The 13,631-nt window shown below is 63.9% G+C and carries 14 protein-coding genes and 1 tRNA gene; 6 read left to right on the top strand and 9 right to left on the bottom strand.

Annotation, left to right across the window (positions count from 1 at the left end; all coding sequences use genetic code 11):
• Positions 1 to 55: 55 nt before the first annotated feature.
• Entirely contained in the window at positions 56 to 1,078 is a 1,023-nt protein-coding gene (locus tag AC6UAL_RS05680; RefSeq protein ID WP_500682402.1) for a rod shape-determining protein, read from the bottom strand.
• 313 nt (positions 1,079 to 1,391) lie between these two features.
• Here AC6UAL_RS05680 and fabG point away from each other — a divergent pair, with 313 nt between their 5' ends.
• On the top strand, positions 1,392 to 2,138 hold the full coding sequence (gene fabG / locus AC6UAL_RS05675; RefSeq protein WP_500682401.1) for a 3-oxoacyl-[acyl-carrier-protein] reductase: 747 nt from the start codon (positions 1,392 to 1,394) through the stop codon (positions 2,136 to 2,138).
• Between the two features lie 206 nt (positions 2,139 to 2,344).
• Complete coding sequence (locus tag AC6UAL_RS05670) at positions 2,345 to 3,262, top strand: thioredoxin fold domain-containing protein (RefSeq protein WP_500682400.1); 918 nt, start codon at positions 2,345 to 2,347, stop codon at positions 3,260 to 3,262.
• Positions 3,263 to 3,460: 198 nt separating this feature from the next.
• On the opposite strand, the gene AC6UAL_RS05665 is transcribed toward AC6UAL_RS05670, so the two are convergent.
• The 7 genes from AC6UAL_RS05665 to AC6UAL_RS05635 form a co-directional block, all read right to left on the bottom strand.
• Positions 3,461 to 4,405: a thioredoxin family protein gene (locus AC6UAL_RS05665; protein WP_500682399.1), complete on the bottom strand. Its 945-nt coding sequence runs from the start codon at positions 4,403 to 4,405 to the stop codon at positions 3,461 to 3,463.
• A gap of 229 nt (positions 4,406 to 4,634) precedes the next feature.
• The gene (locus AC6UAL_RS05660; RefSeq protein ID WP_500682398.1) at positions 4,635 to 5,579 is read right to left on the bottom strand and encodes a thioredoxin family protein; all 945 of its coding nucleotides are present in this window, start codon (positions 5,577 to 5,579) and stop codon (positions 4,635 to 4,637) included.
• A 161-nt stretch (positions 5,580 to 5,740) separates the two neighbouring features.
• On the bottom strand, positions 5,741 to 6,667 hold the full coding sequence (locus tag AC6UAL_RS05655) for a thioredoxin family protein (protein WP_500682397.1): 927 nt from the start codon (positions 6,665 to 6,667) through the stop codon (positions 5,741 to 5,743).
• A gap of 97 nt (positions 6,668 to 6,764) precedes the next feature.
• A complete protein-coding gene (locus AC6UAL_RS05650; RefSeq protein WP_500682396.1) occupies positions 6,765 to 7,544 on the bottom strand; it encodes an ATP-binding cassette domain-containing protein in 780 nt (259 codons plus the stop codon).
• A 78-nt stretch (positions 7,545 to 7,622) separates the two neighbouring features.
• Positions 7,623 to 8,360: a 16S rRNA (uracil(1498)-N(3))-methyltransferase gene (locus AC6UAL_RS05645; RefSeq protein ID WP_500682395.1), complete on the bottom strand. Its 738-nt coding sequence runs from the start codon at positions 8,358 to 8,360 to the stop codon at positions 7,623 to 7,625.
• A gap of 15 nt (positions 8,361 to 8,375) precedes the next feature.
• On the bottom strand, positions 8,376 to 9,509 hold the full coding sequence (gene dnaJ, locus AC6UAL_RS05640; protein WP_500682394.1) for a molecular chaperone DnaJ: 1,134 nt from the start codon (positions 9,507 to 9,509) through the stop codon (positions 8,376 to 8,378).
• Positions 9,510 to 9,548: 39 nt separating this feature from the next.
• Positions 9,549 to 10,118 carry a nucleotide exchange factor GrpE gene (locus AC6UAL_RS05635; protein ID WP_500682393.1) on the bottom strand — a complete coding sequence of 190 codons (570 nt, stop codon included), beginning with the start codon at positions 10,116 to 10,118 and terminating at the stop codon, positions 9,549 to 9,551.
• A 189-nt stretch (positions 10,119 to 10,307) separates the two neighbouring features.
• Between AC6UAL_RS05635 and AC6UAL_RS05630 the strand changes: the two genes are divergently transcribed.
• The 4 genes from AC6UAL_RS05630 to ribF all read left to right on the top strand — a co-directional run bounded on the left by AC6UAL_RS05630 (position 10,308) and on the right by ribF (position 13,356).
• Positions 10,308 to 10,379 (top strand) — tRNA-Gln (locus AC6UAL_RS05630).
• 195 nt (positions 10,380 to 10,574) lie between these two features.
• Positions 10,575 to 11,555 carry a DHH family phosphoesterase gene (locus AC6UAL_RS05625; RefSeq protein ID WP_500682392.1) on the top strand — a complete coding sequence of 327 codons (981 nt, stop codon included), beginning with the start codon at positions 10,575 to 10,577 and terminating at the stop codon, positions 11,553 to 11,555.
• A 113-nt stretch (positions 11,556 to 11,668) separates the two neighbouring features.
• The gene (gene truB / locus AC6UAL_RS05620) at positions 11,669 to 12,406 is read left to right on the top strand and encodes a tRNA pseudouridine(55) synthase TruB (RefSeq protein ID WP_500682391.1); all 738 of its coding nucleotides are present in this window, start codon (positions 11,669 to 11,671) and stop codon (positions 12,404 to 12,406) included.
• Between the two features lie 44 nt (positions 12,407 to 12,450).
• Positions 12,451 to 13,356 carry a riboflavin biosynthesis protein RibF gene (gene ribF / locus AC6UAL_RS05615; protein ID WP_500682390.1) on the top strand — a complete coding sequence of 302 codons (906 nt, stop codon included), beginning with the start codon at positions 12,451 to 12,453 and terminating at the stop codon, positions 13,354 to 13,356.
• 88 nt (positions 13,357 to 13,444) lie between these two features.
• Here ribF and AC6UAL_RS05610 read toward each other — a convergent pair.
• Positions 13,445 to 13,631: hypothetical protein (locus tag AC6UAL_RS05610; RefSeq protein ID WP_500682389.1), on the bottom strand; the 187-nt coding region annotated here is incomplete at its 5' end.

Below are 13,631 nucleotides of genomic sequence, written 5' to 3'. Positions count from 1 at the left end.
GGTGCAGGCCGTGCGGCAGGATGCCCGCCGCAGCGGCGTCAGAGCAGGGTGAGTATCAGTTTTCGTCTTCGAAAATCCGGCTGTTCTCCTGAATGAACTTACCGGTGCCCTCTGCAACCGCGCTGAGCGGATCATCGGCGATGGTGATGGGCAGGCCTGTCTGTTCGTGCAGCAGATCGCCCAGACCGCGCAGCAGAGCGCCGCCGCCGGCCACCATGATACCGCGATCGTAGAGGTCGCTTGCCAGCTCCGGCGGGCAGTGATCCAGAGTCTGGCGAATGGCATTGACGATGATGTCCAACTTATCCTGCAGCGCCTCGCGAATCTCCTCCGAGCGCACCACGACCGTCTTGGGCAGACCGGTGCCGCGGTCGCGGCCCTTGACCTCCATCTGCAGCTCCTGTTGGAGCGGGTGGGCCGAGCCCACACTGATCTTGATGTCCTCAGCGGTGCGCGGACCGATGAGCAGGTTGTGCGCCGCCAGCATGTGGCGGCAGATGGTATCGTCGAGAGCATCGCCGCCGCACTTCTCGGACTGGCTGTAGACGATGCCCGACAAAGAGATGATGGCCACCTCGGTCGTGCCGCCGCCGATATCGACAATCATGCTGCCGATGGGTTCCGAGACGGGAAGACCGACGCCGATGGCCGCAGCCATGGGCTCTTCAATGAGCTGCACCTTGCTGGCTCCGGCCTCGTAGGCCGAGTCGATGATGGCGCGGCGCTCCACCTCGGTGATGCCCGAGGGGTGCGCGATGAGAATGCGCGGGCGGCGCAGGCTGCGGCGGTTGCAGGCCTTGCGGATGAAGTAGCTGAGCATCTCCTGCGCGACGTCGAAGTCGGCGATCACGCCCTCCTTGAGCGGGCGGATGGCGACGACCGAGCCGGGCGTGCGCCCGAGCATGCGCTTGGCCTCTTCGCCGACGGCCTTGACTTTGTCGCCCTTCATGGCGACGACGGACGGCTCGCGCAGCACAATACCCTGATCCTTCACGTAGACCAGTGTATTAGCCGTACCGAGATCGATCCCGATGTCATACGAGAACATCCCGATGAGCTTTTTGAAAAAAACGAACATTGACGAAAGTTTGTTGTTGGATGAAACGGATGGCGATGGCGGGTTCGTGCAAGCTGAGCTACCGGCGGGTTCTCCTTTTCAGGGGATGAACCCATGTTGCCCGATGCAGACAGCTCTCGCGTGCGTGCATACGTAACACTTACCCGCGGGAGATTGTATGCAGCGCATCTTGACCTGTCAAGAAAAATGTGCTCCCATGACGGTCCGCAGCGCAGGCCTTTCACGGCCTGCCGCAAGCCCTGAGATAAGCCGATGCGCGTGCCCAGAGAAAGAGCTTGCCAAGACTGCCGGCCTCGGGTAGAATAGCCTCACCATGAACAGACTCTCTGGTAAAATCGCTGTAGTGACGGGTGCCGGTCGCGGTATCGGTCAGGCCGTTGCCCACCGCTTTGCGGCCGAGGGCGCCAAGGTGGTGCTCATTTCGCGCAACCCTGCTTCCTGCGGCGGTGCCGCTGATGCGATCAACGCCGAGTTCCCCGGCAGCTGCAAAGCTTTCCCCTGCGACGTCTCGGATGCGGCGGCCGTCGAGGCCTGCGTCAAAGAGATTCTCGCCGAGTATCCGACGGTGGATATCCTCGTCAATAACGCCGGCATCACGAAGGACGGCCTGCTGATGCGCATGAAGGAGGCCGATTGGGATGCCGTGATCTCCACGAACCTCAAGAGCGTTTACCTCTTCGTCAAGGCCTTCCAGCGCACACTCATGCGCAGCTCCGCCGGCCGCATCATCAACATGAGCTCCATCGTGGGCATCACCGGCAATGCCGGGCAGGCCAACTACGCCGCCTCGAAGGCGGGCGTCATCGGCTTCACCAAGGCCGTGGCTCAGGAGCTCGCCAGCCGCAAGGTGACCTGCAATGCGATTGCCCCCGGTTTCATCGCGACGGAGATGACGGACGCGATTCCCGAGAAAGCCCGCGAGGCTCTGCTGGCTCGCATCCCGCTGGCCGACATGGGCAAGCCCGAAGACATCGCCAACTGCGCCCTCTTCCTCGCCTCGGACGAAGCCCGCTACATCACCGGCCAGGTGCTCGTCTGCGACGGCGGCATGACGATGTAAGCCAAAGACCCCGCGCGGACGCTCTTGCTGCGGCGCGCTAGTCTCCCTTTTCGAGGGCGGCGGAGCTCGGCTCCGCCGCCCTCGCGGCGTTTTCCCGCCTGCGGCGGCGCGGCCGGCGCGGACGGCGGCGGGGCAACTGCGTCAGCGCGCGGGGTCTCGGGCATTTTATCCTTGAAGAATCCGCCGCGCATGTCATCATAGAGATCATGCAAAACGCATTCATCTCTCTGTTGACCGTAGCCGCCATCGTCGCTCCCGCCTGCGGAGCCGAGTGGCTGACCGACCTCGAAGCCGCCAAGAAACAGGCCGCGGCCGAGAACAAAGCCATCCTCGTCGACTTCACCGGCTCGGACTGGTGCGGCTACTGCATCCGCCTCAAGAAAAACATCTTCGACAAACCCGAGTTCGCCGACTACGCCAAGGACAAGTTCGTGCTGCTGGAGGTCGACGTGCCCCGCAACCCCCAATTTGACCGCGCCCTCCTCGCTCGCAACAGAGAACTCTGCAAGCGCTACAAGGTGGGAGGCTACCCCACCATCATGGTGTTGACGTCCGAAGGCGAGGTGGCCGGCGGCTTTGTGGGCGGACTGACCGACATGAGCGAAGTGCAGGCCATCCTGAACCGAGGCTATGACAACGCGAAGGCGCTCACCGCAGCGCAGCAACTCAGCGGAGACGAGCGCCTGAAGGCCCTCTTCAACTGCTACGTGGCGATTCCCTCCGTGCTGCGCGACGCCTCGAACCTGCTCGCCGTGGTGGAGAAAGAAGACGTCAACGGTGTCTCCGGCCTGCGCGAAATGCGTGCCGCTGAAGAGCAGATGGACGACTTCCGCCGCCGGGTAGCCGAGGTCGGCAACGACAGGCAGAAAGTGCTCGAGCTCGTCTGTCGGCTCGCGGACGAAGCGCTGGCACCCAACAAACCGACGATGGTGGAGCTCAAGTTCAGCCTCCAGCTCGCCTCGGCAAAGACCTATGACGACCTCGAGGCTGCCCGCAAGACCCTGCTTGAGCTTGCGGAGCTTTGCCCCGAGAGAGCGCCCGAGATTCAGGAGTTCATCGAGACGGAGTACCGAGATCGCGACGCGATGCTCCGCAAAATCGCCGAAATGAACGGCGAGAACTAAAGGCGAGTCGCCGAAGACAAGGCGCAGAGCCGAATCGCAGAGAAGGGGGGTGCAGCATGCAGCTGCGCCCCCTTTTTTCTCGGAGAGGGGAAGAGGGGAGGGGCGGGAGTCGCTGCGTTCTCCCTGAGGCCAAAGCACGAAAAAACCGGCTGCCTGTCGGCAGCCGGTCGGGAGAAAAGGCGAAAGGAGCGCGGAGTTTTACTCCGTCGGCTTCATCTGCCGCTGCATGAACTCGCGCTGCTTCTTGATCTTCTCCAGCAGAGCTGCGGGATCGGCAGAGATGCGAGCCTTCAAGGCCTCGATATCAGCCTTCTGATCGGGCAGGAGAGCCGCGAGCTCGTCGAGCGTCTGCTTGGCCTTCTCGAGATCCTGCTCGTTCTCGGACGTGAGCATGCGCAGCTCGAAGAGCGAGTTGAGCATGATGGGCTTGTTGGCCGGCAGAACCTCGGGCATCAGAGCCTCAAGCGTCGCGAGAACCTTCTTCATATCATTGCCGGCGGCAATGAGCTTGGCCTCGATCTCCGCCAGCTGCTTCTCGGCCTCAACCTCAGCCTTCAGACCGCTGAGGTCGTTCGGATCATTCGCCACAATCTTGCCGCGCAGCGACTTGGCGGACTCCTTGACGCTGTCGGGCAGCGCCTCGTAGCAAGCCGCCAGCGCCTTAGTCTTCTCATCGCCCGTCAGCTTCTCCGCGGCAGCCAGAGCCGCAACATTCTCCAGCGCGGGATCGAGCGCCGCCTGCACCGCATTGAGATCGGGCTTGCCGCCGACGAAACCGCCCGCTACCTCACCCTGCGGGGTGAGCACCAGAATGGTCGGGAAGCCGCTCACGTTGAAATCGCTGCAGAGCTGCCGGTTCTTCTTGAGGAGCTCGCGGTCGAACTTCGGGTTGTTCGGCACATCGATCTCCAGCAGCACGAACTTGTCCTTCGCGTAGTCGGCGAACTCCGGCTTGTCAAAGACATTCTTCTTGAGGCGGATGCAGTAGCCGCACCAGTCCGAGCCGGTGAAGTCAACGAGAATGGCCTTGTTCTCGGCAGCGGCCTGCTTCTTGGCGGCCTCGAGGTCGGTCAGCCACTCGGCGGCAAAAGCCGGCGCGACAATCGCTGCCAGCGACATCATGGAAAAGAGCATCTTGTGCATGGCCTCATTCTGACACAGTTGCGCCGCACTGCAAGCAAAAAATGCAAATCCCTGCCTCTGCTGACGCAAACAGGTGGGGCGCTATCCGGGCAGGTCGCGTGCCGCCTTGCATTGCTCACCTTGCATTGCCCGTCTTGCATTGCCTGCCGCGGACGGAACTGCCGCAGCCGGAGCCGCCGCAAGGTCGGGAGCCGCCGCAAGGTCGGGGCTCGGCAGGCGTGCGCGGGCCTCAGGGCTGCGGCGGCCTTGCGTTGCCGCGCAGGCGCCGCTGCGTGCGCACCTGACGGAGCAGCTCCTCGGGATCGGCAAACTTGCTCTCCAGCCGGCGGCGGATACTCTCGGCGTAAGGCGGCTTGCAGGAGAGAATCTCCAGCATCGTCCGCCGCGCCGCCTCGAGCTCATCGAGCGAATCGGCCGCCTTGATTTGCAGCGGGTAGAGCAAATTGAGCAGCGCGAGGCGGTTGGCGGGGCGAGCCGAAGGCAGGAGCGCCTCAAGATAATCGCGCGCCGCGGCGGGGTCATCCTCCAGCGTCTCGAGTCGGCCGTTGATCTCATCCATCTGTTGCTCATTGAGCACCCGGTCGCGCAGGCCGTAGACATCCTGCGGGTCAGAGCGCATGATCTCGGCACGCAAACCCTTCGCGCAGATGCGCAGCCGCTCATGCATCGCCCGGTAGCAGCTCATCAGAGCATCGCGCCTCGCCTCGCCCTCCAGCTGCCGCGCCGCCTCAATCGCGCGGGCATTCGCGAGCGCGGGCTCCAACTCCTCACGCACCGCCGCGAGATCCGGCCGATAACCCAGAAAACCGCCCGCCACATCGCCGTGCGGCGTCACCACCAGCATCGTCGGGAAACTGCGAATGCCGAAAGCGCGGCAGAGCGCCTCGTTGGCTGCGCGCAACTTCGGATCAAACTTGGAGTTATTGGGCAGATCGACCTCCAGCAACACAAAGCGATCGCGGGCGTAAGCCTCAAAATCCGGCTTATCGAGCACCCCGCAGCGCAGCTGAATGCAAAAGCTGCACCAGTCGGAGCCCGTGAAATCGATGAGCACCATCTTATCTTCGGCGGCGGCCCGCTCACAGGCCGCCTCATAATCCGTCATCCATTCCGCAGCCGTCGCCGGAGCTTGAACAACAACCGGCGCAGCCGCAGCCATCATCAACTTGTGCATGCCCCATTCCGGCACAAGCAGCAAGACCTCTGCAAGCGAAAAATGCGCGGCTCTTGTCAGCTCGGCCGCAACCGTGTCGCCAACATGGCCGTCCGCCTCAGCCGTGTCCCCGGCCGTCCGCCGTGTCGCCGACTTCGTCGCCCGCCTCAGTCGGGGCGCCCTCAGCGTTCGCGCTCCTGCCGGAGCACCTCGAGCAGCAACTCGGGGTCGGCAAAACATTCGCGAATCATACTCTCGATCTTCTCGCGATACTCCGGCTTGAGCTCCGCGAGGCGAAGCAGCGTCCGCCGCGCCGCCTCGAGGTCATCGAGCGTCTCAGCCGTCATCATTTGCAGATTAAACTTTGCATCGAGCAGCACGGGCAAATTCTGCGGCATACTCTGAGCAATCATCTCATCGAGCTTGCGGAGCACCTCCGCCGGGCATTCCCCGCTCTCCTCAATCCTCCGGCGGAAGTCATCGAGCTGCTGCTCGGCCGCCAGCTCGGCATGCAGCTCGCGGAGAGCCTCCGAATCACTGTGCGCAAGCCGGAGAATCTCACTGCGAAGCCCGCGCGCCGCCCCTCGCAGGCGCGAAGGCAGCGACTTGTAAATACGCACCAACTCCTCGGCCTGTTGATCCGCGGGCAGATCGTAAATCCGCTCCATGCGCCGCGCATTCTCAAGCCCGGGCGCCAGCGCATGCATCACCGCATCCGGGCCCGGCCTGCCCCCGATAAAGCCGCCGGCCGTATGCCCCTTGCAGCTCAGCACCAGCACGGTCGGAAAAGCCGTAATGCCGTAACTGTCGCAGAGCTGCTGATTGCGCTCCTTGAGCGCGGGGTCAAAACCCTCCTTTTCGGGCAGATCAATCTCCAGCAGCACGTAATTCCGGCTCGCGTACTCCTCAAAAGCCTCCGTCTCAAAAACACGCTTTCGAAGCTTCATGCAGTAGGCGCACCAGTCCGACCCCGTGAAGCTCACCAGAATCGCCTTGTGCTCAGCCGTCGCCCTCTGCTTGGCCTCCTCGGGATCCGTCAGCCACTCCGCCGCCTGAACCGACAGCGCCAGGGCAGCAAAGCCGAAGAGAGAGAGTGCGGTCTTGTGCATGCGCGTATTCTGCCACAGATCAGTCAACCCGCAAGCCAAAAGTGCGTGTGCATCCGTGCATGACGCGATAGGCGCCGCGGCACCGCCCGCCGCTGCCTCAGCACCGCGGCACCGCCGCCAGCAGCTCCTGCGTATACGCCTCGCGCGGGTGCAAATACACCTCATCAGCCGAGCCGCACTCCACCATGCGCCCGCGCCGCATCACCGCGATACGATCAGCCACATAGTGCACCACCGCCAAATCGTGCGAAATAAAAATCATCGTAATCCCCATCTGCCGCACCAAACCCGTGAGCAAATTGAGAATCTGGCTCTGAATCGAAACATCCAACGCCGACACCGGCTCATCCGCCAGCAGCAAAGCCGGCTTCGGCGCAATCGCGCGGGCAATCGCCACGCGCTGCCGCTGCCCGCCCGAAAACTCATGCGGATAGCGGTGCATATGCTCCGGCGCCAAGCCCACGCGCTCCATCAACGCAGCCACCGCCTCCTCGCGCTGCGAACGCGGCAGCGGCGCCCGGCGAGACAGCGCCTCAGCCAGCGTCGAAAAAATACTCAGACGCGGATTCAGCGACGCGTACGGATCCTGAAACACCATCTGAAAATCCAGCCGGCGCCGCCTCACCTCAGCCGCCGGCAGCGCCGACAGCTCAACCCCCTCCAGCAAAATGCGCCCCGACGTCAGCGGCTGCAACTGCATAATCGCCCGCGACAGCGTCGACTTGCCGCAGCCCGACTCACCCACCAACCCCAGCACCTCCCCGCGCTCCAAGCTCAGGCACACATCATCCACCGCGCGCAGCACCTCACCCGTGCGCCCCCAAGTCGAGCGCACCGGGTAATGCACACACACATGATCGAGCTCCAGAAAAGCCATATCAGCACATCCTCCGCCCCTCAACAACAGCGAGCCGACCTCTCCGCCACCGACAAACACCCGTCACCGCCCAAGCCCTCAGCGATCCAGCGCATAGCGAGCCGCCGCCACCGCCATGAAAACCGCCGTCTCCACCCGCAGAATAATCGGCCCCAGCGACACCGGCGCATAGCCCGCCGCCGCGCCCGCCTCATACTCCGCCGGGCTGAAATCACCCTCCGGCCCAATCAGCAGCGTACAGGCGGACGCCCCGTCCGCGCGCGCCGCCTCCAGCAGCTCGCGCAGCGGTCGCGCCTGCGGCAGAATCGCGCACTGCAAACGCAGACCGGGCACATCCCCTCGCTGCAAAAAACGATCATAGGGCTGCGGCAGCTCCACCTGCGGCACGCGATTCACCCCGCACTGCTTGCAAGCCTCCAGCGCCGTGCGCTGCCACTTCAGCTGCTTGGCCTGCGCCTCGCGCGCATCGAGGCGCACAATCGTGCGCTGCGTCAGCAGCGGAACAACGCGAGACACGCCCAGCTCCACCGCCTTCTGCACCACCAAATCCATATGCGCCCCCTTCGGCACCGCCAGCGCCAGAACAATCTCCGCCACCGGCGGCAGCGGCGCGAGCAACTCCTCAACCTCCACCCGCATCGACGCCCCGGAAACCGCCGCCACGCGCACCCGCGCCGCCTGCCCCTCCCCGTCGAAAAGCTCGCAAACATCACCCGGGCGCAAACGCATCACGCGCAGCGCATGGTGAGCCTCCTCGCCCTCCAGCAGCAGAGAATCAGCCGACCAATCGGCCCCCGGCAGACAACAGCGGTGCATCGCGCCTCCCCCTCCTCACTTCAGATACTTCGCCGCGCGCTTCAGGAACTCCTGCACCTCGGGCTGATTAGACTCCTTGAGCGTCTTGCCGAACTCCTCGAGCGCCTTCTTCTGCTTCGAGTCCAGATTCGTCGGCGTCTCCACCGTCACCTCAACCATCAGATCACCGCGACCCGACCCCTTCAGCGACGGCATACCCTGGCCGCGCACGCGGAAAATCGTCCCGCTCGTCGTACCTGCCGGCAACTTCAACTTCGCCGCCCCGTCCAGCGTCGGCACCTTCAGCACACAGCCCGTCGCCGCATCCATGAAAGACACCGGCATCGCGCAGCTCAGATCCGACTTCTCGCGAGTAAAAATCTCATGCGGCTTCACCTCGATGAAAACATAGAGATCACCCGTCTCACCGCCGCGCAGCCCTGCATCGCCATTGCCGCTCGAGCGCAACTTCGTCCCCGTATCGACACCGGCCGGCACATGCAGCGTAATCTGCACATCCTTGTGCACGCGACCCTCACCGCGGCACTTCGGGCAAGGATTGCTGATCGTCTGCCCCGCGCCGCGGCAAGTCGGGCACGTACTCTGCTGCACGAAAAACCCCGACTGGCGCGTCACCACACCCGTCCCTTGGCAAGTCGGGCAAGTCTTGAACCCGGCAGACCCGTCCTTTGAGCCCGTCCCGTGGCAAGCCTCGCAGGAAACAAGGCGCTCAATCTCGAGCGTCTTATCGCAGCCGTGGGCCGCCTCCTCCAGCGTCACATCGAGATCATAGCGCAAATCCGAACCCGGCTGGCGCGGATCCGCCTGACGGCGGCCGCGACCGCCGAAACCGCCCATCCCGCCGAACATCTGCGCGAAAATATCCATCGGATCCGTAAAACCGCCGAACGGATTACCCGCGCCGCCCGCGCCGCCCGCGCCGCCATTCTTAAACGCCTCATGACCCATGCGATCATAAGCCGCGCGCTTATCGGCATCACTGAGCACCTCGTAGGCCTCACCAATCTCCTTGAACTTCTCCTCAGCCTCCTTATTATCCGGATTGCGATCCGGGTGATACTTCATCGCCAGCTTGCGGTAAGCCTTCTTAATCGTCGCGTCATCCGCTTGGCGATCCACACCCAACACCTCGTAATAATCCTTTGCCATAACCGTTTCAGAACTTGAAAATCAGCGTATCGGCAGCCCTCATGCCTCCGCGTCGCGGGGAGCCGCCACCACCACATTCACCGGGCGCAGCAAGCGGTCCTTCAGCATATAACCCGGGCGCAGCACGCGCAGAATCGTCCCCTCGGGCTGATCCGACGGCTCGCTCTGAATCGCCTCGTGCACATTGTGGTCGAAAGCCTGACCCGGCTCCGCCGCAATGCGCTCCACGCCCTGCCCGGTGAGAAAGTCACTGAGCTGCTTTTGCACCATACTCATACCGATGTAAATCATCGACGACGTATCCTGCCCGGCCATCTGCATCCCCATCTCGAAATTATCCACCACCGGCAGCAACTCCTCCAGCAGCCCTCGGTTGGCATACTTGCGGAAATCCTGATTATCCTTCACGCAGCGCTTGCGGTAATTATCGTACTCCGCCGCCGTGCGCAGCGCGCGCTCGCGCCACTTCGTCAACTCATCCGTTGCATCGGCTGCCTGCTGAGCATCCGACTCATCCACAGGCGTCTCATTGAGCGGAGCCTCCTGTTGCGGCTCATCGGCGCAGCAGCAATCCTGATCCTCCGGCATCTTCTCGTCTTGATTTCTCATGCGCGCCATTATACAAAGAACACGCGCAATGTCAACGCCCGCTTGCGTCCTAAAACCAACCGTTACACCCCGCCGCAGCGGCAACCCCGCCCCCAAATGCAAAAAAAGCGCCTCCGAAGCGAAAAAAAACGTCAGAATAGTCTTGACACCACATCCGCGCAGGAGTATACTGCGCCCGTTCCGAAACACAGGGCTATGGTGTAATTGGCAACACATCGGTTTCTGGCACCGCTATTCGGGGTTCGAGTCCCTGTAGCCCTACTCGCAAGACCGCAGCTGCAAGCAGCTGCGGTCTTTTTCATTCGGCATAGCTCCTCTCCTGCTCCGCGAGCCCCACGCGCCCCGCCTTCGCCGTCCCTCCGCGAGATCGCATCCCCCGCAGAGCCCTACATAGAGGAAAGCCGCCGCCTGCGGGTAGAGCTTGCCTTTTGCCTCCGCGTGCATTATACTCCCCGCATGTTCGCCCCCCTCGTCGCGCAGCTGCAGCAGCATCAACGCATCGGCATCATCGCCCACTTCCGCCCCGACGGCGACGCCATCGGCTCCACCATCGCCCTCGGCCTTGCCCTGCGCAGCCTCGGCAAGCACGTACGCCTCTGGAACGAAGATCCCGTCCCCTCGCGCTACACCTTCCTGAGCGGCGCCGAACTCATCGAACCCGTCCCCGACACCTGCCCCGCCGACCTCGACGCCCTCATCTGCCTCGACACCGGCGACTGGAAACGCCTCGGCGACCGCGCCTGCGCCATCCTCGCCGCCGCCCCCTGCAAAATCAACATCGACCACCACGGCACAAACACCCGCTACGGCGACTGCAACATCATCGACCCCGGCTGCGCCGCCACCGGCTACATCATCCAGCGCCTCCTGCACCACCTCGGCATCGGCATCACCCCTGGCATCGCCGCCGCCCTCTACACCGCCATCAGCACAGACACCGGCTCCTTCCAATACAGCAGCACCACCCCCGACGTCATGATCGCCGCCGCCGAACTCATCGCCGCCGGCATCGACGTCGCGGACATCAACCGCCGCCTCTACCAAGAGCAACCCCTCAGCACCATCATCGTCCAGCGCGAAGTCCTCAACCGCCTCGTCATCGAAGAGCGCGGCATGCTCTCGCACTACTCCATGGAAGCCGGCACCAAACAACGCCTCGGCATCAACCTCGAAGACACCAAAGACCTCGTCGACATCATCCGCGTCATCCGCGGCGTCAAAGCCAGCGCCATCTTTGAAGACCTCGAAGACGGCCGCATCCGCGTCTCCCTGCGCTCCAAAGACCCCCGCGTCAACGTCGCCGACGTCGCCCGCTGCTTCGACGGCGGCGGCCACAGCATGGCCGCCGGCATCCGCATGCGCGGCAGCCTCGCCGACTGCCGCGAACGCGTCCTCAACGAACTGCGCCGCATCCTGCGCACCCTCCCCGCCGACTAAAAACCTCCCGCAGCCCCTCCCCGCCGCGCCGCCCGAAGCCGCACCATCGCAGCGCCCGCGCCGCCCTCGGCTCCCCGGCCGTCGGCATCCCCCCGCCACCCCTCCCCATCCCCATGAGCACCTCGGAAGCACCCGACGCCCCCTGCGGCGTCCTCCTCGTCGACAAAGACCCCGGCTTCACCTCGCACAACGCCGTCGCCCTCTGCCGCCGCGTCCTCAACACCCGCAAAGTCGGGCACTGCGGCACCCTCGACCCCATGGCCACCGGCCTGCTCATGGTCGTCATCGGCAAAGCCACCAAACTGCAAGACCGCCTCATGTGCGATGACAAAGAATACCTGGCCACCATGAAACTCGGCATCGAAACCAACAGCCAAGACGCCGACGGCCAAATCATCGCCACCCGCCCCACCGACCAACTCAGCGCCGACGCCATCCGCGCCGCCTTCGAGCACTTCAACGGCAGCTTTGACCAAACCCCGCCCATGTACTCCGCCGTCAAAATCAACGGCGTCCCCTGCTACAAACTCGCCCGCAAAGGGCAGAGCATCGAGCGGCAAGCACGGCACGTCACCGTCCGTGAACACGACATCCTGCGCATCGACCTCGCGAACGCCGAAGTCGACTTTCGCGTCCGCTGCAGCAAAGGCTTCTACGTCCGCACCTACGCCCACGACATCGGCCAACTGCTCGGCTGCGGCGCCCACCTCACCGCCCTGCGGCGCAGTCGCTCCGGCCCCTTCCGCGTCGAAGAAGCCATCAGCGTCCCCGAGCTCAAAGCCTGCACTCGCGACGAACTCCTGGCCCGCCTCCTGAGCATCGAACAGGTGTTGAGCCGGCGCGAAAACTAAACCGCAGCCCGGCAGCGAACCGCGAGCCTCCCCCACCTCTCCCCATGCAAATCCTCCACAGCACCGCCGACCTGCGCCGTATACACCGCCCCATCCACTGGGCCATGGGCTTCTTCGACGGCGTCCACCGGGGGCATGCCGCCGTCATCCGCAGCGCAGCGAGCCCCGGCGCCCTGCGCGGCGTCCTCACCTTCGAGCAGCACCCCCTCACCCTCCTCAACCCCGCTGCCGCCCCCAAACTCCTCACCCCCGACGCCGCCTTCAAAGCCAAGCGCATCGCCTCCCTCGGCGCCGACCTGCTCCTGCTGCTACCCTTCACGCGCGAACTCGCCGACACCGAAGCCGGCACCTTCCTGCTCGAACTCGCCGCCGCCTGCCCCATCGCCGGCATCTCCGTCGGCGCCAACTGGCACTTTGGGAAAGGCGGCCGCGGCAACACCGAATTCCTGCGTCGCGCCGCCGCCGAACTCCGCTTCACCCCCTGCATCAACGAACTCCTTAGCCAAGAAGGAGACATCATCTGCTCGAGCCGCATCCGCGAGCGCCTCGCCGCCGGAGACCTCGAGCGCGTCGGCTGCATGCTCGGCTACCCCTTCACCATCTGCGGCCGCGTCGAGCACGGGCAGCAACTCGCCCGCCGCCTTGGCTTCCCCACCGCCAACATCGCCCTGCCGCCCGGCGCCGCCCTGCCGCCCTACGGCGTCTACGAAGTCAGCTGCGAACACCGCGGGCTGCAACTCCGCGGCATCGCCAACCTCGGCCTGCGCCCCACCATCCGCGAAGACACCAAAATCGTCCGCCTCGAAACCCACTTCCTCGGCGGCTACAGCGGCGACCTCTACGGCGAACAGCTCAGCATCTCACTGCGCCGCTTCCTGCGCCCCGAAACCCCCTTCCGCAGCATCGACGCCCTGCGCCAACAAATCGCGCAAGACATCGCCTCCCTCTGACAGCCCGTCCCGCCGGACTTTTGCGGCAGGGCAAGGCAGCCCGCCGCCTGACAGCAGCCCCTCAAAAACCCTTCAAGCGGGACAACCATCAGCAAAAGCCCGGCATCCCAGCGGCTGAAACGCCACCTAAGCAAAAAATACTGATAACAATGCCGAACCAAACTCGCGAATTATCAATATCTTGTGAAACAAGCAGAGAAATTTGCGAAAAATTCAGCCGAAAAAGCTTGACGTCGCGGCAACTCATCTGTATAATTCGCGGCACCCCGACACGG

It is taken from the genome of Candidatus Parakkermansia intestinigallinarum (assembly GCF_944389695.1).
Taxonomy (GTDB): domain Bacteria; phylum Verrucomicrobiota; class Verrucomicrobiia; order Verrucomicrobiales; family Akkermansiaceae; genus Akkermansia; species Akkermansia intestinigallinarum.
Note: the sequence above shows the minus strand (reverse complement) of the source record. Positions and strands in the feature narration are given on the sequence as shown.

Bases quoted from the DNA above. Each gene is read 5' to 3' on its own strand.
- AC6UAL_RS05625 (WP_500682392.1), top strand. From the start codon at position 10,575: ATGTTCGCCCCCCTCGTCGCGCAGCTGCAGCAGCATCAACGCATCGGC.
- AC6UAL_RS05670 (WP_500682400.1), top strand. From the start codon at position 2,345: ATGCAAAACGCATTCATCTCTCTGTTGACCGTAGCCGCCATCGTCGCT.
- AC6UAL_RS05665 (WP_500682399.1), bottom strand. From the start codon at position 4,405: ATGCACAAGATGCTCTTTTCCATGATGTCGCTGGCAGCGATTGTCGCG.
- dnaJ (WP_500682394.1), bottom strand. From the start codon at position 9,509: ATGGCAAAGGATTATTACGAGGTGTTGGGTGTGGATCGCCAAGCGGAT.
- ribF (WP_500682390.1), top strand. From the start codon at position 12,451: ATGCAAATCCTCCACAGCACCGCCGACCTGCGCCGTATACACCGCCCC.
- AC6UAL_RS05635 (WP_500682393.1), bottom strand. From the start codon at position 10,118: ATGAGAAATCAAGACGAGAAGATGCCGGAGGATCAGGATTGCTGCTGC.
- truB (WP_500682391.1), top strand. From the start codon at position 11,669: ATGAGCACCTCGGAAGCACCCGACGCCCCCTGCGGCGTCCTCCTCGTC.
- AC6UAL_RS05655 (WP_500682397.1), bottom strand. From the start codon at position 6,667: ATGCACAAGACCGCACTCTCTCTCTTCGGCTTTGCTGCCCTGGCGCTG.
- AC6UAL_RS05660 (WP_500682398.1), bottom strand. From the start codon at position 5,579: ATGCACAAGTTGATGATGGCTGCGGCTGCGCCGGTTGTTGTTCAAGCT.
- fabG (WP_500682401.1), top strand. From the start codon at position 1,392: ATGAACAGACTCTCTGGTAAAATCGCTGTAGTGACGGGTGCCGGTCGC.
- AC6UAL_RS05650 (WP_500682396.1), bottom strand. From the start codon at position 7,544: ATGGCTTTTCTGGAGCTCGATCATGTGTGTGTGCATTACCCGGTGCGC.
- AC6UAL_RS05680 (WP_500682402.1), bottom strand. From the start codon at position 1,078: ATGTTCGTTTTTTTCAAAAAGCTCATCGGGATGTTCTCGTATGACATC.
- AC6UAL_RS05645 (WP_500682395.1), bottom strand. From the start codon at position 8,360: ATGCACCGCTGTTGTCTGCCGGGGGCCGATTGGTCGGCTGATTCTCTG.